The organism is Microvirga ossetica, assembly GCF_002741015.1.
Taxonomy (GTDB): domain Bacteria; phylum Pseudomonadota; class Alphaproteobacteria; order Rhizobiales; family Beijerinckiaceae; genus Microvirga; species Microvirga ossetica.
Map to the genome: position 1 here is coordinate 654,432 of NZ_CP016618.1, position 22,351 is coordinate 676,782.

21 protein-coding genes and 4 pseudogenes are annotated in these 22,351 nt (G+C 62.4%); 11 read left to right on the forward strand and 14 right to left on the reverse strand.

Annotated features, from left to right (window positions below):
• Window positions 1-169: 169 nt before the first annotated feature.
• The gene (locus BB934_RS37610) at window positions 170-1,195 is read right to left on the reverse strand and encodes an NADP-dependent oxidoreductase (RefSeq protein WP_099514806.1); all 1,026 of its coding nucleotides are present in this window, start codon (window positions 1,193-1,195) and stop codon (window positions 170-172) included.
• Window positions 1,196-1,609: 414 nt separating this feature from the next.
• Here BB934_RS37610 and BB934_RS37620 point away from each other — a divergent pair, with 414 nt between their 5' ends.
• The 3 genes from BB934_RS37620 to BB934_RS37630 are packed head-to-tail and all read left to right on the forward strand — an operon-like array spanning window position 1,610 to window position 5,908.
• Window positions 1,610-2,287 carry an ABC transporter ATP-binding protein gene (locus BB934_RS37620; RefSeq protein WP_099514807.1) on the forward strand — a complete coding sequence of 226 codons (678 nt, stop codon included), beginning with the start codon at window positions 1,610-1,612 and terminating at the stop codon, window positions 2,285-2,287.
• Window positions 2,280-4,832, forward strand: a complete 2,553-nt coding sequence (locus BB934_RS37625) for an FtsX-like permease family protein (protein WP_099514883.1) — start codon at window positions 2,280-2,282, stop codon at window positions 4,830-4,832. Before BB934_RS37620 ends, BB934_RS37625 begins: the two co-directional genes overlap by 8 nt.
• On the forward strand, window positions 4,832-5,908 hold the full coding sequence (locus BB934_RS37630; protein ID WP_099514808.1) for a lipocalin-like domain-containing protein: 1,077 nt from the start codon (window positions 4,832-4,834) through the stop codon (window positions 5,906-5,908). The genes BB934_RS37625 and BB934_RS37630 overlap by 1 nt, the downstream gene beginning before the upstream one ends.
• Window positions 5,909-6,071: 163 nt before the next feature.
• On the opposite strand, the gene BB934_RS47900 is transcribed toward BB934_RS37630, so the two are convergent.
• From BB934_RS47900 to BB934_RS47910, 4 genes and pseudogenes are all read right to left on the reverse strand, one after another.
• Window positions 6,072-6,227, reverse strand: a complete 156-nt coding sequence (locus BB934_RS47900; RefSeq protein ID WP_157934563.1) for a hypothetical protein — start codon at window positions 6,225-6,227, stop codon at window positions 6,072-6,074.
• A gap of 568 nt (window positions 6,228-6,795) precedes the next feature.
• Window positions 6,796-7,764 (reverse strand): annotated as a pseudogene (locus BB934_RS37640) (IS5 family transposase).
• 34 nt (window positions 7,765-7,798) lie between these two features.
• Window positions 7,799-8,086, reverse strand: coding sequence for a hypothetical protein (locus BB934_RS47905; RefSeq protein WP_157934564.1), 288 nt, complete (start codon window positions 8,084-8,086; stop codon window positions 7,799-7,801).
• Complete coding sequence (locus BB934_RS47910) at window positions 8,080-8,385, reverse strand: hypothetical protein (RefSeq protein WP_157934565.1); 306 nt, start codon at window positions 8,383-8,385, stop codon at window positions 8,080-8,082. Before BB934_RS47910 ends, BB934_RS47905 begins: the two co-directional genes overlap by 7 nt.
• Before the next feature lie 100 nt (window positions 8,386-8,485).
• On the opposite strand from BB934_RS47910, the pseudogene BB934_RS51265 reads away from it, so the two are divergent.
• Window positions 8,486-8,581 (forward strand): annotated as a pseudogene (locus BB934_RS51265) (transposase); the annotation flags it as partial.
• A 14-nt stretch (window positions 8,582-8,595) separates the two neighbouring features.
• Here BB934_RS51265 and BB934_RS37650 read toward each other — a convergent pair.
• The gene (locus BB934_RS37650; RefSeq protein ID WP_099514811.1) at window positions 8,596-9,429 is read right to left on the reverse strand and encodes an IS5 family transposase; all 834 of its coding nucleotides are present in this window, start codon (window positions 9,427-9,429) and stop codon (window positions 8,596-8,598) included.
• A gap of 415 nt (window positions 9,430-9,844) precedes the next feature.
• On the opposite strand from BB934_RS37650, the gene BB934_RS37655 reads away from it, so the two are divergent.
• Both BB934_RS37655 and BB934_RS47920 read left to right on the forward strand, forming a co-directional pair.
• Window positions 9,845-10,603 (forward strand): potassium channel family protein, encoded by a 759-nt coding sequence (locus BB934_RS37655; protein ID WP_237050571.1) that lies wholly within the window; start codon window positions 9,845-9,847, stop codon window positions 10,601-10,603.
• 194 nt (window positions 10,604-10,797) lie between these two features.
• Window positions 10,798-11,046 carry a hypothetical protein gene (locus tag BB934_RS47920; protein ID WP_157934566.1) on the forward strand — a complete coding sequence of 83 codons (249 nt, stop codon included), beginning with the start codon at window positions 10,798-10,800 and terminating at the stop codon, window positions 11,044-11,046.
• 191 nt (window positions 11,047-11,237) lie between these two features.
• On the opposite strand, the gene BB934_RS50725 is transcribed toward BB934_RS47920, so the two are convergent.
• The 3 genes from BB934_RS50725 to BB934_RS37680 form a co-directional block, all read right to left on the reverse strand.
• The gene (locus BB934_RS50725; protein WP_335645657.1) at window positions 11,238-11,372 is read right to left on the reverse strand and encodes a site-specific integrase; all 135 of its coding nucleotides are present in this window, start codon (window positions 11,370-11,372) and stop codon (window positions 11,238-11,240) included.
• Between the two features lie 633 nt (window positions 11,373-12,005).
• A complete protein-coding gene (locus tag BB934_RS37675; RefSeq protein WP_099514814.1) occupies window positions 12,006-12,275 on the reverse strand; it encodes a GlsB/YeaQ/YmgE family stress response membrane protein in 270 nt (89 codons plus the stop codon).
• A gap of 246 nt (window positions 12,276-12,521) precedes the next feature.
• Window positions 12,522-13,274, reverse strand: a complete 753-nt coding sequence (locus BB934_RS37680) for an IS5 family transposase (protein ID WP_099514884.1) — start codon at window positions 13,272-13,274, stop codon at window positions 12,522-12,524.
• Window positions 13,275-13,345: 71 nt separating this feature from the next.
• Between BB934_RS37680 and BB934_RS37685 the strand changes: the two genes are divergently transcribed.
• Window positions 13,346-13,975: a DUF1194 domain-containing protein gene (locus BB934_RS37685; RefSeq protein WP_099514815.1), complete on the forward strand. Its 630-nt coding sequence runs from the start codon at window positions 13,346-13,348 to the stop codon at window positions 13,973-13,975.
• Window positions 13,976-14,232: 257 nt separating this feature from the next.
• Window positions 14,233-14,481, forward strand: a complete 249-nt coding sequence (locus BB934_RS37690) for a hypothetical protein (RefSeq protein WP_099514816.1) — start codon at window positions 14,233-14,235, stop codon at window positions 14,479-14,481.
• A 597-nt stretch (window positions 14,482-15,078) separates the two neighbouring features.
• On the opposite strand, the gene BB934_RS37700 is transcribed toward BB934_RS37690, so the two are convergent.
• Window positions 15,079-16,386 carry a family 1 glycosylhydrolase gene (locus BB934_RS37700; RefSeq protein ID WP_099514885.1) on the reverse strand — a complete coding sequence of 436 codons (1,308 nt, stop codon included), beginning with the start codon at window positions 16,384-16,386 and terminating at the stop codon, window positions 15,079-15,081.
• Between the two features lie 435 nt (window positions 16,387-16,821).
• Here BB934_RS37700 and BB934_RS37705 point away from each other — a divergent pair, with 435 nt between their 5' ends.
• Window positions 16,822-17,352 carry a hypothetical protein gene (locus BB934_RS37705; RefSeq protein ID WP_099514818.1) on the forward strand — a complete coding sequence of 177 codons (531 nt, stop codon included), beginning with the start codon at window positions 16,822-16,824 and terminating at the stop codon, window positions 17,350-17,352.
• On the opposite strand, the gene BB934_RS37710 is transcribed toward BB934_RS37705, so the two are convergent.
• Together BB934_RS37710 and BB934_RS37715 are read right to left on the reverse strand one after the other, a co-directional pair.
• Window positions 17,321-17,686 (reverse strand): hypothetical protein, encoded by a 366-nt coding sequence (locus BB934_RS37710; RefSeq protein WP_157934568.1) that lies wholly within the window; start codon window positions 17,684-17,686, stop codon window positions 17,321-17,323. The genes BB934_RS37705 and BB934_RS37710 overlap by 32 nt on opposite strands.
• A 225-nt stretch (window positions 17,687-17,911) precedes the next feature.
• Window positions 17,912-18,610, reverse strand: a complete 699-nt coding sequence (locus BB934_RS37715; protein WP_099514820.1) for an IS6 family transposase — start codon at window positions 18,608-18,610, stop codon at window positions 17,912-17,914.
• A gap of 272 nt (window positions 18,611-18,882) precedes the next feature.
• Here BB934_RS37715 and BB934_RS37720 point away from each other — a divergent pair, with 272 nt between their 5' ends.
• A complete protein-coding gene (locus BB934_RS37720) occupies window positions 18,883-20,223 on the forward strand; it encodes a PQQ-dependent sugar dehydrogenase (RefSeq protein WP_157934569.1) in 1,341 nt (446 codons plus the stop codon).
• Window positions 20,224-20,299: 76 nt separating this feature from the next.
• On the opposite strand, the gene BB934_RS37725 is transcribed toward BB934_RS37720, so the two are convergent.
• Both BB934_RS37725 and BB934_RS49745 read right to left on the reverse strand, forming a co-directional pair.
• A complete protein-coding gene (locus tag BB934_RS37725; RefSeq protein WP_237050637.1) occupies window positions 20,300-20,578 on the reverse strand; it encodes a hypothetical protein in 279 nt (92 codons plus the stop codon).
• 77 nt (window positions 20,579-20,655) lie between these two features.
• Window positions 20,656-20,763, reverse strand: a pseudogene (locus BB934_RS49745) (IS6 family transposase); the annotation flags it as partial.
• A 149-nt stretch (window positions 20,764-20,912) separates the two neighbouring features.
• On the opposite strand from BB934_RS49745, the pseudogene BB934_RS37735 reads away from it, so the two are divergent.
• Window positions 20,913-22,089: pseudogene (locus BB934_RS37735) on the forward strand (trans-sulfuration enzyme family protein).
• Window positions 22,090-22,351 lie beyond the last annotated feature (262 nt).

Below are 22,351 nucleotides of genomic sequence, written 5' to 3' on the forward strand. Positions count from 1 at the left end.
CGAACGAGCATCGGCTCAGCCTCTAGCAGTCGGGGCAGCCTACCGGTCTCAGCTCACCTCCACACCGGGGCCCCTGGGAGCATCCGTTGCTTCCGGGGGCTTCTTCTCGGCATTACAGTCCCAGCTGACACCGCACCGGGTGCAGGTTGGGCGCAGACTGCTCGTCGGCTCAGTCCCGACCCACCTGCACGAGCATTTTGCCGAAGTTTCGCCCTTTTAGCATGCCAACGAATGCCTCAGGGGCGTTCTCCAGTCCCTCGACCACATCCTCGCGATACTTGATCTGTCCTGCCCGGAGCCAGGAGCCGACCTCGCGCCGGAACTCATCGGCCTGGGATGCGAAATCCCGCACGATGAATCCGCGTAATGTCAGGCGTTTGCTCAGGATCGTCCGCATCAGCAGCGGCGTCCGATCAGGACCAGGGGGAAGGGTGGTGTCGTTGTAGTGGGCAACAAGCCCACACACCGGAATGCGTGCAAAGTCGTTGAGCAGCGGGAACACGGCATTCCAGACCTCACCGCCCACGTTCTCGAAATAGACATCGATCCCCTTAGGGCAGGCGTCAGCAAGCCTCTCGGGCATATCGGGGGCCCGATGATCGATGGCGGCATCGAATGCGAGCTCGTTCAGGAGGTAGGCGCACTTCTCCGCACCTCCGGCAATGCCAACCACGTGGCAGCCCTTGATCTTGGCGATTTGGCCAACAGCCGAACCGACCGGGCCGGCGGCAGCCGCAACCACGACGGTTTCGCCCGGCTTGGGCTGCCCGATGTTCAGCAGCCCCGTGTAGGCTGTCATGCCCGGCATGCCGAGCACGCCAAGAGCCGTCGACAGAGGCGCCAGGTTAGGATCAAGTTTGCGAACGCTGTCGCCATCTGCGATGGCGTACTCCTGCCACCCCGAATGGCTCAGCACGAAGTCTCCAGGTGCATAGTCAGGATGGTTCGAGGCCACAACTTCCCCGACGGTGCCGCCCTCCATCACTTCGCCGATCTCGACCGGTTTGGCGTAAGACTTGGCGGCGCTCATCCGGCCACGCATGTAGGGGTCCAGCGAGAGCCAGAGGACCCGGATCAGGACCTGGCCGGGGCCGGGCTCCGGAACGGGTGCGGTTTCGAGACGGAAATGGTCCGGCGTCGGCTCGCCTTCCGGGCGAGCGGCGAGAACGATCCGACGATATGTGGGCTGTGCCATGGAAGCCTCCGAACAGCCAGCCCACGGACACTTTTGCCGTGCTAGGCTCAGGCGCTGAACTCAGCCTGGACGATACCATGGCAGCTCGGACCAATGAACCGCCGCCTCCCCTGGTCGCAATCGCCTGCCAAGGTGGAGGCAGTCATGCGGCGTTCGGAGCAGGGGTCATTCACCGCCTGCTGGAGGACTATGGCCAGCGGTTTCGTCTTCAGGCTCTCAGCGGCACCTCCGGCGGTGCCGTGAAGGCATCGTCAACTTAAGCGACTATCGGCTGTTTGAGTTCGAACCCTCAGCTCTAAGTCATTGAACATGCACGATCTGCACCAAGCCAAAAGCTCGTATAAGGCACACCGAACCCGTTAAATTGACGATGCCCGCTTTATTGCTTCGAGCCAAAGACCTATTCTGGTTACGATGCGTGAGCCCGTTCTCCGACTGACCTCGCTCGCCAAGGTGCTCCCCGGCGGGCGGCGGCTGTTCGGCGGACTCGCGCTGACGCTCGAAGCAGGCGAGCATGTTGCGATCCGGGGTGAATCGGGCGCGGGAAAGTCGACCTTGCTCAATATCATCGCGGGGCTCGACACCGCGGATTCGGGGGAGGTCATGGTGGCCGGAACCGATCTGGTGCGGCTGGACGAGGTTGGGCGGACCGCGCTTCGTCGCGATGCGATCGGCTTCGTGTTCCAAGCCTTCCACATCCTGCCGCACCTCGATCTCGTGCGGAACGTCGCCTTTCCACTCATCCTTCAGAAACAACCCCGCACCGTGGCGCTGGTGCGCGCCGGCGAGATGCTCGATGCCGTCGGGCTAGGCGACCGACTGTCCAGCTATCCCCGCGAGCTCTCAGGCGGCGAGCTGCAGCGTGTTGCGATCGCGAGAGCGCTGGTGCATGCACCCGGGCTGATCCTCGCCGACGAGCCGACAGGCAATCTCGACCCCGACACCGCGGCACACATCATCGCGCTGCTCGGCCGGACGGTGAGGGAGCGCGGCGCGGCGATGTTGCTCGTCACGCATTCGCCGCTGGCCGCGGCGACGGCCGACCGGCAGCTCATGCTCACGCCGCATGGCCTGGTGCCCGCCGATGGCTGAAACGCGCGCGATCGCCTGGCGCTGGCTGATGGTCGGTGAACTGCGCGCCTTTCCGATGCGCTTTGTGCTGGCCGGACTCGCCATCGCAATTGGCCTCGCGCTCGCCTTTGCGGTCCATGTCATCAATCGGTCGGCCGCCGAATCCTTCGGGCAGGCGGTGCGCAGCGCCGCCGGAGGTGCCGATCTGCAGGTACGCGGTGCGAGCGCGCTTGGCTTTGACGAGGGGCTCTATCCCACACTGATGGGGCTCGGCGTGATCGCGGACGCGAGCCCCGTCGTGCAGATGCGCGCGACGGTCGGGGAGCGGGCGCACCCGATCCCGCTTCTGGGGCTCGACATGTTTCGCACGCTGACGGTTTCGCCCAGCCTGGTCATCAGACCTCAGATCGCGCGCACGGGCGCCGGACCACGGTCGATAGACCTCGCCGCCGTGCTCGATCAGGACGCGCTCTACCTATCGCGCGATGCCATGACCCAGACGGGCTTCGGCTTCGGCGACCGGGTCGAAGTGCGTGCGAATGGCCGGACGCACGACTTCGTCGTTGCGGGGGACCTGCCGGGGGTGGCGCCAGGGCAGGGCATAGCGGTCATCGATATCGCGTCGGCGCAATGGCGCTTTGGACGGCTCGGCACGCTCGATCGGGTCGACCTGAAGCTCGAGCCCGGGACCGTCTTGGCCGACGCCAAGGCGCAGCTCGCGTCCGTCCTGCCCGCCAATACGCAGCTCAGCGATGGCGAGACCGAGAGCCGCCGCGGCGACGCGCTCTCGCGCGCCTATCGTGTCAACCTCGACATGCTCGCACTGGTCGCGCTGCTGACCGGCGGATTCCTCGTCTATTCTGCGCAATCACTCGCGGTGACGCGGCGGCTGCGCCAGTTCGCGCTGCTCCGCACGCTCGGCCTGCAGGAACGCGCGCTCACCGGCCAGCTCCTCGCCGAGGGCGCGGCACTGGGTGGTGTGGGCGCGCTGATTGGCCTGGCGGGAGGCTATGCGATCGCTGGGGTTGCTCTGCGCCTGCTCGGCGGCGATCTCGGCGCGGGCTATTTCGACGGCGCGACGACGACGCTCGCGTTCGCGCCCGAAGCGGCGGTGCTCTTCTTCGGCTTTGGCATCGCGACGGCACTGGCTGGAAGCTACGCGCCCGCCCGGCGCGCCGCACGGATCGCGCCCGCGCTGGCGCTCAAGGATGCGGGCGATCAGGTCGACCCACGCAAGCCACCCAGCATCGTCCCGGCCGTGACACTGATCGGGGCCGGGTTCGTGTGCGCCTTTCTCCCGGCGGTGAACCGGCTTCCGGTCTTCGGCTATCTTGCGGTCGGGCTTGTGCTTGCCGGCGGGGTTGCTGCAATGCCCTGGCTTGCGCGCCTGCTGCTGCGGCCGCTGGGACACGCGAAGCTGCGCGTCCCCGCCTTCGAGATGGCGCTTCACCGCCTCCTCGGCGCGCCCGGCCAGGCCTCGATCGCCCTCGGTGGTATCGTCGCAAGCACCGGGCTGATGATCGCGATGGCGGTGATGGTCACCAGCTTCCGGGGCTCAGTTGACGACTGGCTGGAGAGCTTCCTCAGCGCCGATCTCTATGTCGCCGCGGCGTCGAACGAGCCAATGTTCGACGCCGAAACGCAGCGCCGCCTCGCCGCAACGCCGGGGGTCGCGGGAATCGCCTTCAGCAAGGGCCTGGCCGTCACACTCGATCCGGAGCTTCCCCCCGCGCTGCTCATCGTTCGCCCAGTTGCGGGGCCTGGCTACGCGCTACCGTTGATCCAGCGGGCGCCACGGTCGGGGGACGGCGTCGCGCTCTGGCTGTCCGAGCCCGCGGCGCGACTTTACGGCGCGCAGCCTGGTGACGCTTTCGCACTGCCCATCGGCGCGGGCGGCGCCAAGGTGATGGGCCATGTGGCGGGGATCTGGCGTGACTATGCCCGGCAGCAGGGCGCCATCGTGATCGACACGCGCGATTACACGGCGATCACCGGCGATGCCGTCCGCAGCGAGGCCGCTGTCGAGCTCGTGCCGGGCGCCTCGGTTGCGGCAGCGCGCGCGGCGATCCTGGCGCGGCTGCCGCCCGATATGACCCGGCGCGTGGATTTCGCCGAACCCGCCGCCCTGCGCGGACGCGCGCTCCGGTTGTTCGACCGGAGCTTCGCGATCACCTATGCACTCGAGGCGATCGCGATCCTGATCGGCCTGGCCGGGGTCGCCGCCTCCTTCTCGGCGCAGACGGTCGCACGCATCAAGGAATTCGGGATGATGCGCCATGTCGGGATGGGCCGGGGCCAGATTGTCACGATGCTCGCCATTGAGGGCGCACTCCTCGGGGTGGTCGGCATGGCGGCGGGCAGCGCCGTCGGGATCGCGCTCAGCCAGATCCTGATCCATGTGATCAACCCGCAATCGTTCAACTGGACGATGACGACACGCATCCCCTGGGGACTGATCGTCGGCGTTGCGACCGCGCTGATTGGCACCGCGGCTGCCACCGCGATGATCGCCGGGCGCCAGGCGGCGTCGCGCGACGCAGTTCGTGCTGTAAGCGAGGACTGGTGATGAAGACGCGGCTCGCGCTCACGATGCTCCTGCTCGCCGCCGGCTGGGCCGTGCCTGTGGCGAGCCCGCAGCCCGCCTATCCCGTCGTTACGCCGGGCGCAGAATTCCGCTTCCCGCGCGATCATGGCGCACATCCGGACTATCGCACCGAATGGTGGTATTTCACCGGCTGGCTTGATGCCCCCGATGGCCGGCCGATCGGGTTCCAGATCACCTTCTTCCGCTCGCGCCCCGGGATCGATCCCGCCAACCCGAGCGCCTTCGCGCCGCGCCAGATCATCTTCGCGCACGCGGCGCTGTCCGACCCCGCCAGGGGCAGGCTGATCCATGATCAGCGCATTGCGCGGCAGGGCCTCGGGATCGCGGAGGCATACGAGGGCGATGCTCGGATCGCGTTGCTCGATTGGCGGTTCGACCGGCGCGCCGAGGGCGTCTTCCACGTCACGGCGCGCGCGCGGGATTTTGCGCTCGACCTCTCGTTTACCCCGACCCAGCCCGTGATGCTCAACGGCGACAGGGGCTATAGCCGCAAGGGCCCGCGCCCCGAGCAGGCGAGCTATTACTATTCGATGCCGCAGCTGGCGGTCGTCGGCAGCGTGGTCCGCGACGGGAAACGGGCGGCGATGACGGGCCGCGCCTGGCTCGACCGCGAGTGGTCGTCGAGTTATCTCCCGCCCGACGCCGTCGGCTGGGACTGGACCGGCATCAACTTCGACGACGGCGCTGCATTGATGGCCTTCCAGGTCCGGGGCCGCGACGGGCAGGCCGTTCATGCCGGCGGCACGCTCCGCCGAGCTGACGGAACGCAGCTGCTGCTCGCGCCTGAGGACGTGCGCTTCGTGCCCCGACGGCGCTGGCACTCGCCTCAAACCGGCGCGGCTTACCCTGTCGAGGCCGATTTCGAGATCCGCCTCCCCGAAGGCACGCGCCGCATCCGCCTCACGCCCCTTTTCGATGCGCAAGAACTGGACGGGCGCGCCACGGGAATGCCCAGCTATTGGGAGGGGCTGGTCTCGACACCCGGCGGACGGGGCTACCTGGAACTCACCGGATACGCTGGATCGCTTGGCCTTTGAGCTGCGCAGGAATCGGACGCCTCCCTTGCGTGCAATCAACACCTCCACTCTGGCACAGCGAGGTCGTTGGGGGCGTCTACCCTGTACCATCAGATCTTGTTCTGACCCCGTTTAGGCGCTTCGGTCTTTCAAACCTTTTGATCCCGGTCCTAGGAAGCTCTACTCATTGAGGAATGGGATTCATTTCCATCTCGTCGTTATTGTCCCATCGGGCCGTCCCAGTCTTTAGGTCGATTTCTATGGTGAAGCGACGGGGAGCGGTTTCCAGAGCACCACCGCACTTGCCGCCATGCTTCTCCCGAACAGTGACCGTTGCCATCGTCTTGGTAGCTTCCTCCAGGATCAGAGTTGAACAGGACAGTTCCGCCCGCGAAAGAAGGCGGCGCTGGGCAAGGATGCGGAAGGCCGTCTGTAGGATGGCGTTCTTCCTCGGCCGCGAAAACCACGAGGGGGACAAGGCAGGCGAGGAAAGAGATAAATGCTCTCATTGAAGCAATCCCGAGGGTGACAAGACGCAGAAGCCCCGCCCGGGGTAGAGCCGGGCGGGGCTTCCTGTTGCCTCAGCCTGATACGCTACACAGGCTGGGTTCTATGTAGCAGCAGGGAGTAAACGACTCGTTGCTCCTTAGGCATCGCCTCCATGCAGGTTCAACACGTCGAGGATAAGAAAAGGCCGATGATGCAACCCGTCTCTCTCGCCTCGAGAGCGAGTTCCAGGTCATGCCCACTCACCATTACCTTTTACTGGCTGGAGTCCTCTTCAGATGGAACGGGCGACAGGTTTTCTATCGAAACCCATCCGGTCCAAGTCCTTATACGAGGCACCAGGTAGGGCTTTGTTGCGCGGATCGGACTGTGCGCGCATTGAATGCACCCGTAGCCGAAATTCAGGCAATCCGGACGGTCTTCGGGCGCCCAAACGCGAGCATCTGGTTCAGGGCATGAACGGCGATGGCAATCTCCGTCGCACGACGCCGATCCGTCCGCGAGCGCAGCCCGTCGCCGATCACTCGTTTGAAGCGGCTGAAGGCGGCCTCCACCAAGGCTCGACGAGTGTACCGGGATCTCCTTTGCCAGCCCATGCGCCCATGCTCGGCCATGCTTTGGAGATGCCGATCGCGCTGAGTCGGAGCGCTCTCTGCCGTATCGCTCGGCACGGCAGTCGATCGTGGTGGAATGATCACTTCCGCATCAGGTTCGCGCTTGGCGATGGTGTCGTAGATGCAAGTCTGATCATAGGCTCCATCACCGATGAAGGAAGCGAGTGGGTCTGTGATCTGGTTGAGCAACGCGCCGACCTGCGAGCCATCATCGACATCGTTGGTCGTCAGCTCTGATGCGAGAATCTGTCCGGTCTCGGCATCGACGCCGATATGCAGCTTGTGCCAGGACCGGCGTCTTGTGGTGCCGTGCTTCTCGATCAGCCACTCGCCGGGTCCGCACAGACGCAGGCCTGTGCTGTCGACCAGCAGGTGAACAGGCCCTCCGGAGCTCGCATACGGCCTTGGCACCTCCAGGGTTTCGGCCCGCCGTCTCACGGTCGAGTGATCTGGCACAGCGAGATCAAGGCCTATAGGAGCCTCAGGATCGAGCCGATCAAGCCCTCGGTCTGCCGGAGCGCCAGCCGGAACACCGCCCGGAGTGTCAGGGCTGTCCTGATCGCCAGAGCCGAGTAGCGGCTGACCACCGCGTGTTGTGCGGGGCTCAGCGCGCCAAGCTGCAATGGCTTCCTCGGTGAACCAGACCGTGAGACTTCCCCTCCGGCGCAGGGCCGCGTCGTACTCGGCCCAGTTCGTCACCCGGTGCCGCTGCTTCGGAATGCGGTGACGGCGAGCGGCATTGGCTTTGAATGGCACGGTCGAGATCCTTGGTCAGAAGCCGAATAGGCCTCTACGCTACCCAGCCGCGGTTACCAACTCGCTCATCCATGCAACAAAGCGCCTCGCGCTGCTCGCGGGGCAGCCTTGCGAGGGCGGTGTGGAGATCCTGGACCGCCAGCCTGTCCTCCTGATCCGGGATCGTGATCATCCTTGCTGCGTGGGGTGCGTCCGCATCCTCGACCTCGCGTTGCGTCGTGCGGCGGGCGGAGAAGAACAGGTTGCGCAGGATGGTGAAGAGCCAGGCCTGGAGGTTCGTGCCCGCTTCGAACGTCTCCTGCCGGCTGATGGCCTTCAGCACTGTCTCCTGGACGAGATCCTGGCCTGGTGGATGTCCCGGGTAAGCGAGATCGCGTAGACCCGCAGCGACTTCAGCCCAGCCATGAGCTCGTCGACGAAGGCCTGGTCCACCGGCTCCGTCTGAGCCCGGATGACCTGGGCCACGCGAGTGAGAAGCTGGGCCAGGCTCCGGGGCATCTTCTCCGCGGCAGGATCGCCGTAGAGGGCGCGCAGTTCGCGCCCGAGGTGGATCTGGATCGCGTCGGAGAGGGACGGGTTGTCGGCGGGATGGGAACGTTCGATCGCGATGCACTGTGTCATCGCTCATCAGATGTAACAGGCCGGGCTGCTTTCAACCGCGCGGGCGGATCGGAAACCAGCATCCCCGTCCGGCGTTGTCCAACCGTAGCGGTTCGAGTGCGAGGTCGACTATGACGGCCACATCTCGCGGCGCGGCGACGCTCACCTGCGAGGCCTGCTCTATGAGGGCGCAACCGTGATCCTGACGCGCACTCAGAGGCTGGTGAGCAATTATCTTTCGTCTTTGCGCGTGAGGCGGCGCAGCAGGATGCGGCTCATCGCGAGGTAGAGCAGCATCTCGCCGGTTTCGCCCAGACGTTCGTAGTCCTTCGCCAGCCGCCGGTTGGTGGTCAACCAGGCGATTGTCCGCTCGATCACCCACCTTCGCGCGAGTACCTGGAAGCCACTCGGCCGCGTCGGCGGCTCGGCGCCAACCCGCATCCAGACGCCTCCGCTCCACCAGTGTTGCGGGATCGACAGCCTCCAGCCCAGCGCTCTGCGCAGCCAATCCTTCAATCCGCGATAAGCCGTGTCGGCCCACATCTGCTCGATGGCCGGGAAGAGATGCTGCAGACCCTCCAACAAGAGTTCGGCCCCTGCGCGATCATGGATGTCAGCCGGGTGCACCTTGTTCTTCAGCAGCGTGCCTTGCGTATCAACGAGCAGATGGCGCTTGCGGCCCTTGATCTTTTTGCCACCATCATAGCCGCGCGGTCCGCCCATCTCAGTGGTCTTGACCGATTGGCTGTCGATGATCGCCGCCGTGGGCTGCGGCGCCCGGCCGATCGTGCGGCGGTAGCTCTCGCGCAGGACCTGGGTCACGTGCTCCCAGGTGCCATCCTCGCGCCACTGGGCATAGTGGTAGAAGACGGCACCGCGCGGTGGATACTCGTGCGGCAGCAGCCGCCACTGGGCTCCGGTGCGCAGCAGATAGAAGATCGCATCGACGATGTGCCGTAACGGATAGGTCTGTCGCCGTCCGGCCGGATGGCTGCGCGGGACCAGAGGCGCGAGCAGCGCCCATTCGGCATCATTGAGGTCGCTGGCGTAGGAACAGACATCCATGGCGGGGTTCCTCCACCGTCAAACAACCCGCATCCACCTCACCGATCTTCAAGAAATCTATTCTGAATCAAGCATTTGAACCGAGCAATAAAATTGCTCACCAGCCTCTCAGGCCGGGAGCGACCTGCGCCGATGGGGGTTGCAGCTGCGCGAGCGGATCGGCTTCAAGCGGGCGGCGGTGCCGTAGCCCGCAAACAAGGCCTTCGTGGAACCGTTACACCGCCATTCCCTTTGACCGTCGGCGCTTCTATGATTTCTCAGTTCAGGGAACAGCCGCCACCGCCGACGAGGAGGACATGGCCAAGCTGGTAACAATCTTCACGGCAACTCATGCTAGGCGCTCTGCGTCCGCAGCACGCTCAGCCAAGCGTTAGCGCCAATGCAGGCGCGGTCGAGCAGGCTGGGGCGGCTCCGTGTGCAACTGCGGCGCCTGTTCTATGGCCACCGTCCGGTAGCAATTACCTTCCAAGCGGGTCTCCTTGCCATTGACCTGGCCGCGATCGCTTACTTTGTGGCCACCACCTTTGTCGCCGACGCGACGTGGCTGCGGGTGGTGGATCTGCTGCTCGGGGTCCTTCTCGCCCTCGAGTTTCTGGGCCGGATGCTCGCTCACCGCCACCCCATGGCCTACCTCGACAATGGCGCTGCGCTGGTCGATCTTGTGGTGATCGCCTCCCTGTTCGTCTCGGCGCTTGGGGTCAACCTCGGCTTTCTGCGGATTCTCCGGACGGTCCGGCTCCTGCGGTCCTACAACGTGCTCGGCCAGCTCAAGCGGCGCTTTGCAGCCGTGCGCCAAAACGAGGAGGTGATCCACGCTGCCCTGAACCTCGCTGTCTTCGTGTTCATGATCTCCGCGCTGGTCTACGTCAGCCAGCGTGAGATCAATCCGAAGATCGAAGACTATATTGATGCGCTCTACTTCACGATGGCGACGCTCTCCACCACGGGCTTTGGGGATGTCACGCTGATGGGCAGCACCAGCGGTGAGTTGCTCTCGATCCTCATGATGCTCGTCGGCATCACCCTGTTCCTCCGCCTGGCGCAGGCTGTGTTCCGCCCCGGCGGCAAGGTGCTCTTCCCGTGCCCGCAATGCGGGCTGCAACGCCACGAGCTTGACGCCGTCCACTGCAAGGCCTGCGGCCACGTGCTGAACATCCCCAACGAAAATGAGTGATGCGCCGCAGCGCGAGGGTCGCACCCAAGCAGGTGCGAAACGGATGGCCTCTGCACAAGGCTCGCGCCGCAGATGGACCGTCGGGACCGATCCGCCATATGGCCTCTTCCAATGCCGCGACCGGAAACTGGCAAGCCCGCCCCCAAGCCCGATCTGCTAGGTTGAAGACTCGCTTTGCTGCCACGGAGTTTCGCGTGACATTCAGCGCTCTCGATGATCGGCTCTGGTACCTTGCTGTTGCCTTTGGGGGGCTGTCGGTTGTTGCCACGGCAATCGCGTGGCACGCATGGAGGCAGTTCCAGGACGCGCTGAAGACCCCGCTGGCTCCCGACAACGGTGATGTGCCCTTCTTGAGGGAATGGGACTTCAGGTACTGGCTTAGGATTGGGTGGGTGACGGCCGGGCTCTCGATCCTCCTCTCTATCCTGTGGCTCATTCCTTAGGTGTCTCCGCCGGCGTTGAAATTGCTTTCGCGGGTTCGGGGCCCAATGGCCCCGTGCTCCCTATGCGGAAGATCGGGTAGTGGCACGCGCCAGTCGTATGTCTTAGGGCTGCTTGAGCCTCAGATCTGGGCCTCGCTCCGTCACAGTCAGGAGAGTCTGAGAGGCGGCTCATCGGCAAGCCGCCTCCGCACTCAGGTTTCGACTTGCTCCGCGATGACGAGTGCATCGTCGACGTCAATGCCGGGATATCGCACGGTGTTCTCGAACTTGGTGTGGCCGAGCAGGAGCTGAACGGCGCGGAGATTGCCGGTTCGGCAATCGATCATGGACGCCTTTGTCCGGCACTGGGAATGTGTGCCGTAGGCCAGTGAGTCCAGCCCAATTGATCGGATCCATGCTCCCAACAGGCGGGCATTCTGGCGGGTCGTCATGGGCTTGGACCGATCAACTCTGCTCGGGGAGAGCGGCTCGCCCTTATGGGGGCCTTCCTTTCGAGCCAGCGCCTCGGCCAGCCGCGAGAACGCCAAGGCCTTCCTAAAGGAAGACACCGGGATCGCGTCTGAGATCGAGGCAAGGATTCGTCAGAACGCTGGTCTGCTGATGGATGCGTTGCAGGCCAACGATACAGCCGATGCTCTGGCGGATGATGCAGCATAAGTCTGAACCAGGAGCGCCGGTCCTGATAGACCGGCGCTTTGCATTGCTGGCTCACATAGGCCATCGTGGTGAGATCGAGCTGGTCCACATGATGCGCTAGCAGCAGGCGAAATGTGCCCGTAATCCGCCGCTACCGCTGGCCGAGCGGGTTGACGTGCTTGCCGGGTGAGAACTCATCGACAGTTCGGTTCCCATTGCTCTCTAACGGGTGGAAGGTTTCCGCAAGGTTCATTCCCCGTGCTGGCGCACCGTGTTTTAGCCTTGATGACGCAGTTCTTGAACCCCGCCCCAACGTTGGCGTGCTAAATCGATGAAGTCGGACGACGGCTTCTGAACAGCGTAGCCCAGATGAAGAGCGCGAGCACTGCCCCGAACGTTGCGCTCACCAGCCCCGCTGCTCCATCGGCACTAAACCATCCTGCTTCTTGCACGAAGTATGAAGCGCCAAAGGCGCCCATAATTCCGAGAAGTGCGGTGAGGATGAACCCGAACGGCCCCTTTCTTCCTGGAACAACAAAGCGAGCGATCACGCCGGCAACCAGACCGATGACAGTCGTCCAAAATATACCCATGGAGGCACCTACGACACTTCTTCCTGAGGCAACACTTGCCTCCCGGCCTGAGTTCAGGTCCTCAGGCGCCGTAGACCTTGTATGGGCTCACTTGCGCATTCTCTGTCGCTTGGGATCGTGATTTGCCGGTCCCTGCCAAGCTGTCTGATTTGAAGAGCCAAAGCTACAGGAAGGTGATAGGTGCTGGGAGCGACCGTGTTGCATGGATCGGTTGGTGAACATACGAAGCCCACTCTGTGCGTTTGTTTAAGCGATGCGGACGGGCTTCGGGCGCCCAAGCTCAAGCATGCGGTTTAGGCCAGCAATGGCGACGGCGACCTCGGTTGCACGGCGCCGGTCAGTCCGCGAGCGCAGCGCGTCACCGATCACTCGTTTGAAGCCACTGATGGCGGCCTCCACCAGAGCCCGGCGAGTGTACCCGGACCACTTCTGCCAGTCCGCACGTCCATTCTCAGCAATGCTTTGGAGATGTCGATCACGCTGGCTCGGAGTGCTCTCTGCCATGTGGCTCAGTACCGCCGTTGAACGTGGCGGAACGATGACCTCAGCCTCAGGATGGCGCTTAGTGATGGTGCCGGAGATACCGGCTTGATCATAGGCGCCATCGCCGATGAACGAGGCGAGTGGACCTGGGAGCTGGTCGAGTAAAGGCTCAACCTGGGAGCCATCATCGATGTCGCTCATGGTCAGCTCTGAGGCGAGGATCTGCCCAGTGTGAGCATCGACCCCAATGTGTAGCTTGCGCCAGGATCGGCGTCTCCGGGTGCAGTGCTTCTCGATCAGCCACTCGCCGGGTCCGCACAGACGCAGGCCTGTACTGTCGACCAGCAGGTAGCAGGTCCGCGGCTCAGCCCGCCAGGCGGCAATGGCTTCCGGAGAAAACCAGACGGTCAGGCCTCCGCGCTGACGCAGGCTGGCGTCGTACTCGGCCCAGTTCGTCACCCGGTGCCGCTGCTTGGGGATGCGATGTCGGCGGGCGGCATTGGCCTTGAAGGGCATGGTGGAGATCTTTGCTCGGAAGCCAATCAGGCCGTTACGCGATCCAGCCGCGGTTACAAACTCGCTCATCCATGCAACAAGTTGCGTTCCGGTCACCTCTGGTCCACAACGCCATCGGCAGCAGCATGCTGGGGCGCATTGCCGTGGTCTATCTGGAATGGGCAGGTCCCACGATTCAGTACGTTACGGTCCCATGGACTCAGATCAGAGGCTCCGAGGGCGCTCTCAGCTTTGCTACCGGCTCGCGCAGGCTCCCATCAGACGCCGTCCCCCGTACCTCCATTTCATGGGCGATCGACGTCAGCATGAAGCTTCTTAGCGAGAGCAATGTTGAGGCGGTGCGGCGGGTGATCGACATCTCGGGTGATGGCGTCAACAATCTCGGCCGATCAATCACTCAGGCGCGAGAAGAAGCATTGGCTCAGGGCGTCGTCATAAACGGTCTTCCCCTTATCCTCAAACGACCGACAGACTCCTGGGATTCCGAGAACCTTGATGACTACTACCGTGACTGTGTCATCGGAGGCCTTGGCGCATTCATGCTCTCGGTGAGAGAGCGCCATCAGTTCGCCGAGGCGATCAAGACCAAGATCATTGGCGAGATTGCTGGCGCGGCTCCCGAGGCTCTGATTGTGACGACCCAGGCGCAGTCAGAGCGCAGGCGTAACTGCGAGATGGGAGCCAACTCCTGGGCGAACTGATGCTAATCCGGGGAGCATAAGAATTGATGGGGCAGTGGGTGACACTCTGGTTCAGATAGCTGCCCATTCCGCCTGATCGGGTGACACTTAAGAAAGGTGCGGCACCGTGGGCAACAGGGATGCCCCACAGATCCTTATGCTCCCGTGGATGTCGGCTCAATTTCGCGAGAAACTTTTACGGAACAGATGCAGCGCTGTAGGCGCTGATCCACGTGAGAGCGCGATAATCTGGCTGTCGAGATGCAGAGGAGGGATACATGCCTGACTTCAAGCAATTGGCTGAGGGCCAAAAACCCGCAGATGCGGAGAGATGTATTCTCATCGAGGTCATTCACGAACCAGCCATCGGAAAGCAATACACTGTGACTGGAAGAGGCATTGAGCCGAACGACCAGATGCAAAACAATCAAACATATGCCACGCTGGAGAAGGCGCGCGAACAGGCCCTGCACTGGGCTAACGCAGTAGACGTGCCAATCATCTATCTGAGCAGCGAAATTACATAGGCGAAGTCATAACTTCGCAGAAGCCATTTCTGAAACAGGAAGCAAGCCCCCCGGCGTTAAAGGCCATTGTCCTCAAACGCCGCTGCGGCCGTGCCTCGCTTTTTCTTCGACCTTCATGATGGTGAGGACTTCCCGCCGGACCTTCAAGTGTGAAACGAGAGGGCTTTGAGGCGGCCAAGGAAGAGGCCAAAAAAGCCCTCTGCGACATCATATGGGATGAAATGCCGGTGGGGAACGGCGCGACTTTACCGCCGATGTCGAGAGCATGGCCGGCGAGATAGTCTGGCGGGTCACGCTTTCTCTGGTCGTGGAAAGCCCATCAAGGGGCCAGCGAGCGATAAGAGCTTCGCTATGAGAGCCACGGGCCTGCAAATCAGACTGGCGCACTTAAGCGCCTGGAGAGACGTGCTGCTCCCAATAGTTGAGGTTGAGGAGGCGTACTACTACGCGGTGGAGGAGCGCCGCAATGCGGCGGTTAGGCTAGCCGAGTTGTATCAGTATGCTCTCACGGTCTGTGGGCTGGACCCATGGGGGTCCAGGAACTGCTGCGCTGGCAATTAGCCGACCCACGCGGTGGTCCGATTGAGTGGTTCCAGATCAAGCTGCGACCGAGGGCTCGGCGGATGTCGTGTCGCCAATTCTGCGAGCACTTTCGCGCTGTTGTTGGGCCATCGGCTCGTGGTACGCGTGTGGCGGAACGACCGGTACGCGGAGGCAGATGCTCTGCGCCGGCAGGATTTCACACCAATCCTTGATCATCTGCTTGTAGGCCCGCCCCACCGCTCTGATGTTGCGGTCGAGATCGTAGAGGCCGAGCGGATTGACGGTACCCTGCTCCTCGCGAAGACCGACATCCCAATCAACTTGATCGGTCAGGGAGTACCAGGTGAAGCCGACGATCGGGACGCCAAGGTTTCGGACCCGCAGGACGTTGGCCCATTCCTTCCAGAGCCACTTGACGGCCTCATTCCCGAGTGGGCCTTCGATCAAATTGGTCTCGGTGTGCATGACCGGAAGCCGATAGCGGTCGTAATACTGCTGCGTGATCTCGTCATAACCGAACACCTCGCCGGAGGCCGAGGTGCCTCCATCGGCAGCCACGAGGTGCTCATTCGTCACATAATAGTCGTTGCCCATGATGCAGTGCCGCTTCAGGTTTCTGTCCATGAAGAAGTAATACTCGTCACGAGACATGCCATTATCGAGAAGGTAGAAGAGCATGTCCGAATCAACGCGGCGACCGTAGTTGAGGTCGAGCGATAGAAAGCGCCGTGCGTTGAGGAACTCGGCAACCCTGATCGCCGCTGGGCATTCGGGATGAAAGTGCTCGGAAGACTCGCTCTGAATGAAGATCGCGTCGGGGCGAACCACAAGGATCTCAGCCATCGCGAGAACATTTGCCTTAACGATGTGCTTCAGCGCCGTGACGAACGCCTGATCGCTCGAGAGCTGTTCGTTCCACCAGCCGTAGGCGGCCGAGAAGGTCGCGCAGATGAACATCTCGTTGACCGGCGTGTAGAGCTGCACCCACGGGAACCGCTCTGCGAAGGCCCGCGCGTATCCTGCGAACAGCTCGGGGAAATCAGGGTTCTGGAAGTTGCCGACCCAGTCCGGTACGCCGAAATGGCAGAGATCGACGATGGGTATGATGTTTCGCGTGCGAATTTCCCCGAACGTTTCATCGGCGAAACTCCAGTCATATCGGCCCTCGCCGAGCCAGGTTCGGTGGATCGGGGGACCGTAGCGCAGGCAGCGGATGTTGAGATCGTCCAGCAGATCGAAGTCGGTGCGCCAGTGTTTGTAATGGCAGCACTTCTCCATTTCGTCGACACGTGTGCGGCCGTTATTGATGGTGGGATAGCTGTTCTCGATCCCGGTCGCGAACATGAAAAGCGGAGCCGTCATCGCAAGTCCCTCAGCAGGAGCAGCGACCCTTGCCAGAACGGTCGCGACAAGCTTGACGATTTCGCGATCGTTGAGCCCGCGCCGATCCCTCAAGATGCCGGCGATCTGCTCCGTGTTTCGAACGCCCCCACCGCGTCGCGCAAGTGCCTGCCTCGACAACGCTACCGTGGCACATAGGTTCGCAGCAAAGCGCTGCCGACATGAGGAGTGGCAAGTCCGTCGTCGTCTCATGTCCAAGCTGATTGGCTTCGTGCTGATTTCCTGCACGCCCACAAGCAAGGTAAGCTCGGCTTAGTTTGCCGTATGCCGCACCGCCAAGGAGAACCTGTCCACAAGGGTTAGTCCTTCTGCGGGTCTACCTGACCGTGGGCCAGAAGAGCAGGATCGCCGCCCGGTCAGCATCGGGCCGTGAGGATACCAGCGGGAGGGCCTCCGATGGCACGTTCCCAACCCAAACAGATCCTGCTCTCTGCCGGCTATGCCGTTGTGACGGCCGTCGGCCTTAGCATCGTCTCGATCACCGGCGCTGTTGGGTCTCCCGAAGACGAGATCGCCCGGCTCAACCGCGTGCGCGGCAACCTGTTCGAGGAACTCGTGAGGACGCGTGCGGAGGCGGCTACGGCCCGTTCCGAGCTGGACGCCGCCCGCAAGGCGCGCGATGCGGCCGAGGCCGAAGTCATGCGCCTGAAGCAGGAGGCAGCCAGCGCCAACCCCGCGAACCCTGTGCCAAGCGCCGCGACGAAAGCCCCGCCGCAGCAACACCCCGCGACCACAGCATCACCCGCGGCTCGTCGCGAGAGCGTGCGCCCTGCGCCACCAGCGGCGACCGGCTCAGTGCGGAGAACAGCGACAGCGGCTGCGCAGCAACGTGTTGTGCGGACCAACCAGGCTTCGCGCCAGTCAGCGGCACCGGTCGCACGTGTGCAAGAGCTGCCTAGCGTGCTGCGGCTGCAAGATCCGCGATAGTCGCCTGCCCGCGCCGGTCAACCCGGCATTCGATGACGCCCTGGCGGGCTTCGCGCCCGCCCGGGCGGGAGTAGACAATCCCAACCTCCACCGGTGCCCGCAGACCGCTTCGGGTGCGGCGTATTTCGCCGGCGCTGGTCGCATCCACGCGCGTCACCTGCGCGCTCATCTCGCTTGCGTGGGTGCTGGCTGCCGCAATGGCGGCCTGCCGACAGGTTTCGACGACCTCATTGGGTGTCCCGGGACGATACTGGAGTTTCGGGATGATGGCCCGTTCGGCCGCGTAGCCTCCGGCCATCCCAGCGGCGCCAAGGAGAAGAATAACCCACAGCATATCTGTCCACCAAGACGACCCGATCAGCAGAAAGATCAGGCGTTCATAACGACTGTATTCACAAGGCCTGATCTTGGCTGCTGGTTCCGTCATCCTTGAGGATCAGAGCGACGCCATCGCTGCACGGACGGGGTGCCTCTCACGGGCGATTGCCGAGCCGCCGCATCGAACGGCTCCGTTGCAGTAACATAGAGAGGGCATGACGAACCAGCCCGCACGCATTCTTCAAGCAGTAAGACCGAAGATCTGGTTGATGAGACGGACTTCGCCTGCCACTCCTGGTTGTTGCAGAATGCAATGCCCACGGCGGATCATTCGCATCACCTCAAAGCCTTTGATGGTGGCATAGCCTGTTTTCATGCTCTGGAAGCCGCGGGTCGGCCGGATCACACGCTTGAGCGCTCCATGATCCGCCTCGATGATGTTGTTCAAGTATTTCGATGTCCGATGCACGACCTCTTTGGGCAGCAGTCCTTCGGTCTGCAGGCGCCGGAAGGCTTTGGGATAGGACGCCAGCTTGTCAGTCGTGATCGACTCAGGAGGATAGTCGCTCATCGTCTTTAGAGCTTTGCGCAGGAAGCGGTAAGCCGCTCGGGTGTTGCGGCGATCCGACAGCATGAAGTCGATCAGCTGTCCGTGCTTGTCGACAGCCCTGAACAGGTACTTCCATCTTCCGCCGACCCGCACGTAGTTCTCATCCATCCGCCAGGATCCCGACCGGGAGCCCTGATATCGGCGCACCCGCTTCTCGATCTCCGGGGCATAGCGTTGCACCCAGCGAAAAATCGTGGATGGGTCAACGTTGACACCGCGCTCCTGCATCATTTCGGCCAGATCGCGATAGCTGATCGCGTACTTGCAGTACCAGCGCACGCACAGCAGGATGATCTCGACCGGAAAACGACGGCGCTTGAACAGAGACAACAGGACGGCTCCTCATATAGCCGCCCACCGTTACACTGCCAAGGTTAATGCAATGGAGCCATCCGTAGATCTGTTCCATGGCAATGTGTCGATCGGCAGCGAGTGTTCCTCATATGGACAGGACGACTGTTGGCTCGGCTTGATCGCTCTAGCTGTCAGAGACGGACACAACCCCAGACAAGCACACGTTTGTGATGCGCCAGGGCCCGTCAAGCCGGAACAGAGTCGTTCGCATCTGCTTTTCGAAAGCGGACCTGCCCGGGAGATTTCGCATGCGCAGCACTCCGCTTTCTGCCGTCTTGCTCCTGATTGTGTCGGCCTCAGCCCTTGCTCAGGTCCAGACCATGAGTCCCGGCTCCGATCAAGCCATCGGCCAACGCTTCGAGATCAAGGCGGATCAGCTCCCGAAGCCCTTTGAGGGCCCAATTGTCCGCAATTCTCCTCTGATCCTGGACCGGGAGAATAAAACACCTGTTGTACCAGACGCCTTCGAGGTGTCGCTCTTTGCTGACAAGCTCGACAACCCGCGTCAGGCCCTCGTGCTCCCCAACGGCGATCTTGCCGTTGTGAGCCAGGGGTCCGGCACCATTTTCATTCTGCGCGATGCCGACCAGAATGGACGCGCCGAATGGATCGAGCGCTTTGCGGCCGGGTTCAACAAGCCCAACGGTATAGCTCATCGAAGGGGTGAGTTGCTGGTTGCCGACCAAGAGGGCATCTGGAGCTTGACTTACCAGGATGGGGCCATTCGCAGCCAAGGATCGCAACCACGCCGTGCGGCTGATGTGCCACCGGAACAGCGCAAGCCCAATCCGGTCATGGATGGCCAGAAACTCATCACCGCCCGTGGCGTGTTCGGGGTTGTTCAGGGGCACGCCAACCGGGATCTCGAGATCGGCCCGAACGGCCAGCTTTATGCCGGCGTCGGCTCAGCCGGCAATCTGGGTGTCGAGCCTGAGCCCAAGGCGACGATCCAGAGGTTCTCGGCGGACGGCAAGGAGCAGACGACGATCGCATCGGGTGTGCGCAATCCGGTGGGCTTGGCCTTCCATCCCGAGACCGGAGAGCTCTGGGCCACAGTGCAGGAGCGCGACGGCTTCGGCGATGAGCTGGTGCCGGATTACCTGATCCGGGTCCAGGAGGGGGGCTTCTACGGTTGGCCCTACGCTTACACGGGCAATCATCCTCAGCCCGGCTTTGCCGCCATGGCGCCCGACAAGGTCTCAGCCTCGATCGCTCCTGATCTGCTGTTCGAGGGGCATTCTGCGGCCATGGACTTCGTGTTCCTGACCGGCGAGCGGGTGCCGCCAGACTACCGGGGCGATGCCATCATTGCGCTCAAGGGATCGTGGAACCGCTCCAAGCCCACGGGCTACAAGGTGGTGCGGGTGAAGTTTGAGCAGGGCCGCCCGGTCGGCTGGTACGACAACTTCATGACCGGCTTCTGGACAGAAGGAGACGATCGCGCCCTGGTGTGGGGCCGCCCGGCCGATGTGGCCCTTGCACCCGACGGCACCCTGTTTGTGGTGGATGACACGGGCGGATCAATCTGGCGCGTGATCCCCAAGGCGGATCAAGCGGCCACTGGATCGATCAAGCCAGAACGCCCCTGACGAGCAATCCAGCAGGACGAACAATCTAACCTTGGGGGCGGGAAGCCGTAACCTACGGTGCAGACGGTTCGTGATCTCAGCCAGATGCGGTATTCTCATGAGCCGTCGTTGGGAGCATTGGCTGGTTCAGGAGCTGTGCAATGAGCAGCGTCCTGATCGCCAGGGCAGAGTAATGCGGCTGACCACCGGGCGTTTGGCGGGGTTCGGCGCGCCGGACGGCAATCGCCTCCTCTGAGGACCAGACCGTGAGGATTCCGCGCTGGCGCAGGGCCGCGTCATACCCCGCCCAATTCGTGATCCAGTGCCGCTGCTCCAGAATGCGGTGACGGCGAGGAGCATTGGCTTTGAACGGCACGGCGGATCTTGGCTCAGACGGCGAACAGGCCTCTGCGCTAACCAGCTCCGGTTACCAACTTGCTCATCCGTGCAACAGGAGGCCATCTCCGCCAGGTCGCGATAGCTGATGCCGTACTTGCAGTACCAGCGGAGGCACAGCAGGATGATCTCGACCGGAACGCGGCAGCGCTTGAGAAGCGACATAGAAGCGGCTCCTTGACAATCCGCCCCGCATTATACGGCCGGGTTTAATGCAACGGTGCCTTTCTGAGAGCGTTGTAAATGGTTTTGCCACACGAAGACAGATGCTTCCGGCAGCCCATAATCACAATGAGGAAACGATAGGAATTCCCATGAACCAACCGCAGCGCCGCAATCGCCCTCACGGGCTAGCCACTCGTGCAATCCATCTGGGTTACGATCCCCAGACCGAGCAGGGTGCTCTCACGCCGCCCATCTATATGACCTCGACCTACGCATTTGAATCCGCTGAAGCTGGGGCTGAAATGTTCAAGGGTGAGCGACCTGGCTATATTTACGGCCGCACGCGCAATCCAACCCAAACCATCCTTGAGGAGCGAATGGCCAGTCTCGAAGGCGCCGAGGCAGGCATGACCACAGGCTCAGGTATGGCCGCCATATCAAGCGTCATGTTGACCCTATTGGACAATGGCGACGAGGTCGTTGTTGATCACACGCTTTATGGAAACACCTTCGCTTACTTTACCCAAGCCCTGCCACGCTTCGGGATCAAGGTGTGTGTTGCGGATTTCACAACGCCCGAAGCATTGCAGGCTGCACTAACAGGCAGAACAAAGGCGATATTCTTCGAGACACCCGCTAACCCGAACCTTCGTGTCATAGACATTGCTGAGATTGCCAAGATTGGCCACAGCGTTGACGCTACAGTGGTCGTTGACAATACCTTCGCGACCCCTGTTTTGCAGCGGCCTATCGAGCTCGGTGCAGATACTGTTATCCATTCCGCGACCAAGTATCTCGGAGGTCATGGAGACCTGATCGGCGGTGTAGTCGTTAGTACGAAGGAAATGATCGCGCGCGTACGTTCAACGGGTCTGCGTTGGATTACCGGCGCTACGCTGTCACCGTTTAACTGCTTTCTTTCTGCGCATGGAGCGCCACTCGGATTCGGCTCTCCAAATTGCCAAGCGGCTCGAAGGTCATGGCAAGGTAGCGACCGTCTCCTACCCTGGTCTTGAATCGTTTCCGCAATATGATCTCGCGCGACAGCAAATGTCTAAGTCTGGCGGACTAATCGCATTCGAACTCGACGGCGGGATGGAACTAGGTTTAGCGTTCATGAACAAGTTGCGGCTGGTCATCCGAGCCGTCAGTCTCGGTGATTGCGAGACCTTGGTTCAGCACCCCGCGAGCATGACCCATGCCATCTATAGCCCCGAGGACCGCGCTAAACACGGGATCAGCGATGGGCTACTGCGGCTGTCGGTTGGTCTGGAGACTGTCGAGGATCTTCTCGATGATGTCGAGCAGGCGCTCGACTCCCTCTGATGTTTTAAGGGTTCTTCTCTATTCGGCGGTTTGAGGTCAAGCGCTTTCAGGCCTTCGACATTCCCGATGTTTGACGTCACTCGCGGGTCCTTGCTTCACTTCGGGATCAGCTCTCGGGCTCTCCCAGTATGGGATCAGAAGAATGAGGCAGCCCAATCTGTCGCGCGTTCTGATCGCGCCAGGCGCGACCGACACAAGAACCCTAGCGAACTCACCTCATCCATCGTCCCGCAAGGGACATCTCTCCACCGGCTGGCGGACC

Bases quoted from the DNA above. Each gene is read 5' to 3' on its own strand.
- BB934_RS37610 (WP_099514806.1), bottom strand. From the start codon at position 1,195: ATGGCACAGCCCACATATCGTCGGATCGTTCTCGCCGCTCGCCCGGAA.
- BB934_RS37620 (WP_099514807.1), top strand. From the start codon at position 1,610: ATGCGTGAGCCCGTTCTCCGACTGACCTCGCTCGCCAAGGTGCTCCCC.
- BB934_RS37625 (WP_099514883.1), top strand. From the start codon at position 2,280: ATGGCTGAAACGCGCGCGATCGCCTGGCGCTGGCTGATGGTCGGTGAA.
- BB934_RS37630 (WP_099514808.1), top strand. From the start codon at position 4,832: ATGAAGACGCGGCTCGCGCTCACGATGCTCCTGCTCGCCGCCGGCTGG.
- BB934_RS47900 (WP_157934563.1), bottom strand. From the start codon at position 6,227: ATGGCAACGGTCACTGTTCGGGAGAAGCATGGCGGCAAGTGCGGTGGT.
- BB934_RS47910 (WP_157934565.1), bottom strand. From the start codon at position 8,385: ATGACACAGTGCATCGCGATCGAACGTTCCCATCCCGCCGACAACCCG.
- BB934_RS37650 (WP_099514811.1), bottom strand. From the start codon at position 9,429: ATGGATGTCTGTTCCTACGCCAGCGACCTCAATGATGCCGAATGGGCG.
- BB934_RS50725 (WP_335645657.1), bottom strand. From the start codon at position 11,372: ATGATCGATTGCCGAACCGGCAATCTCCGCGCCGTTCAGCTCCTGCTC.
- BB934_RS37675 (WP_099514814.1), bottom strand. From the start codon at position 12,275: ATGGGTATATTTTGGACGACTGTCATCGGTCTGGTTGCCGGCGTGATC.
- BB934_RS37680 (WP_099514884.1), bottom strand. From the start codon at position 13,274: ATGCCCTTCAAGGCCAATGCCGCCCGCCGACATCGCATCCCCAAGCAG.
- BB934_RS37685 (WP_099514815.1), top strand. From the start codon at position 13,346: ATGCAACAAGTTGCGTTCCGGTCACCTCTGGTCCACAACGCCATCGGC.
- BB934_RS37690 (WP_099514816.1), top strand. From the start codon at position 14,233: ATGCCTGACTTCAAGCAATTGGCTGAGGGCCAAAAACCCGCAGATGCG.
- BB934_RS37700 (WP_099514885.1), bottom strand. From the start codon at position 16,386: ATGACGGCTCCGCTTTTCATGTTCGCGACCGGGATCGAGAACAGCTAT.
- BB934_RS37705 (WP_099514818.1), top strand. From the start codon at position 16,822: ATGGCACGTTCCCAACCCAAACAGATCCTGCTCTCTGCCGGCTATGCC.
- BB934_RS37710 (WP_157934568.1), bottom strand. From the start codon at position 17,686: ATGCTGTGGGTTATTCTTCTCCTTGGCGCCGCTGGGATGGCCGGAGGC.
- BB934_RS37720 (WP_157934569.1), top strand. From the start codon at position 18,883: ATGCGCAGCACTCCGCTTTCTGCCGTCTTGCTCCTGATTGTGTCGGCC.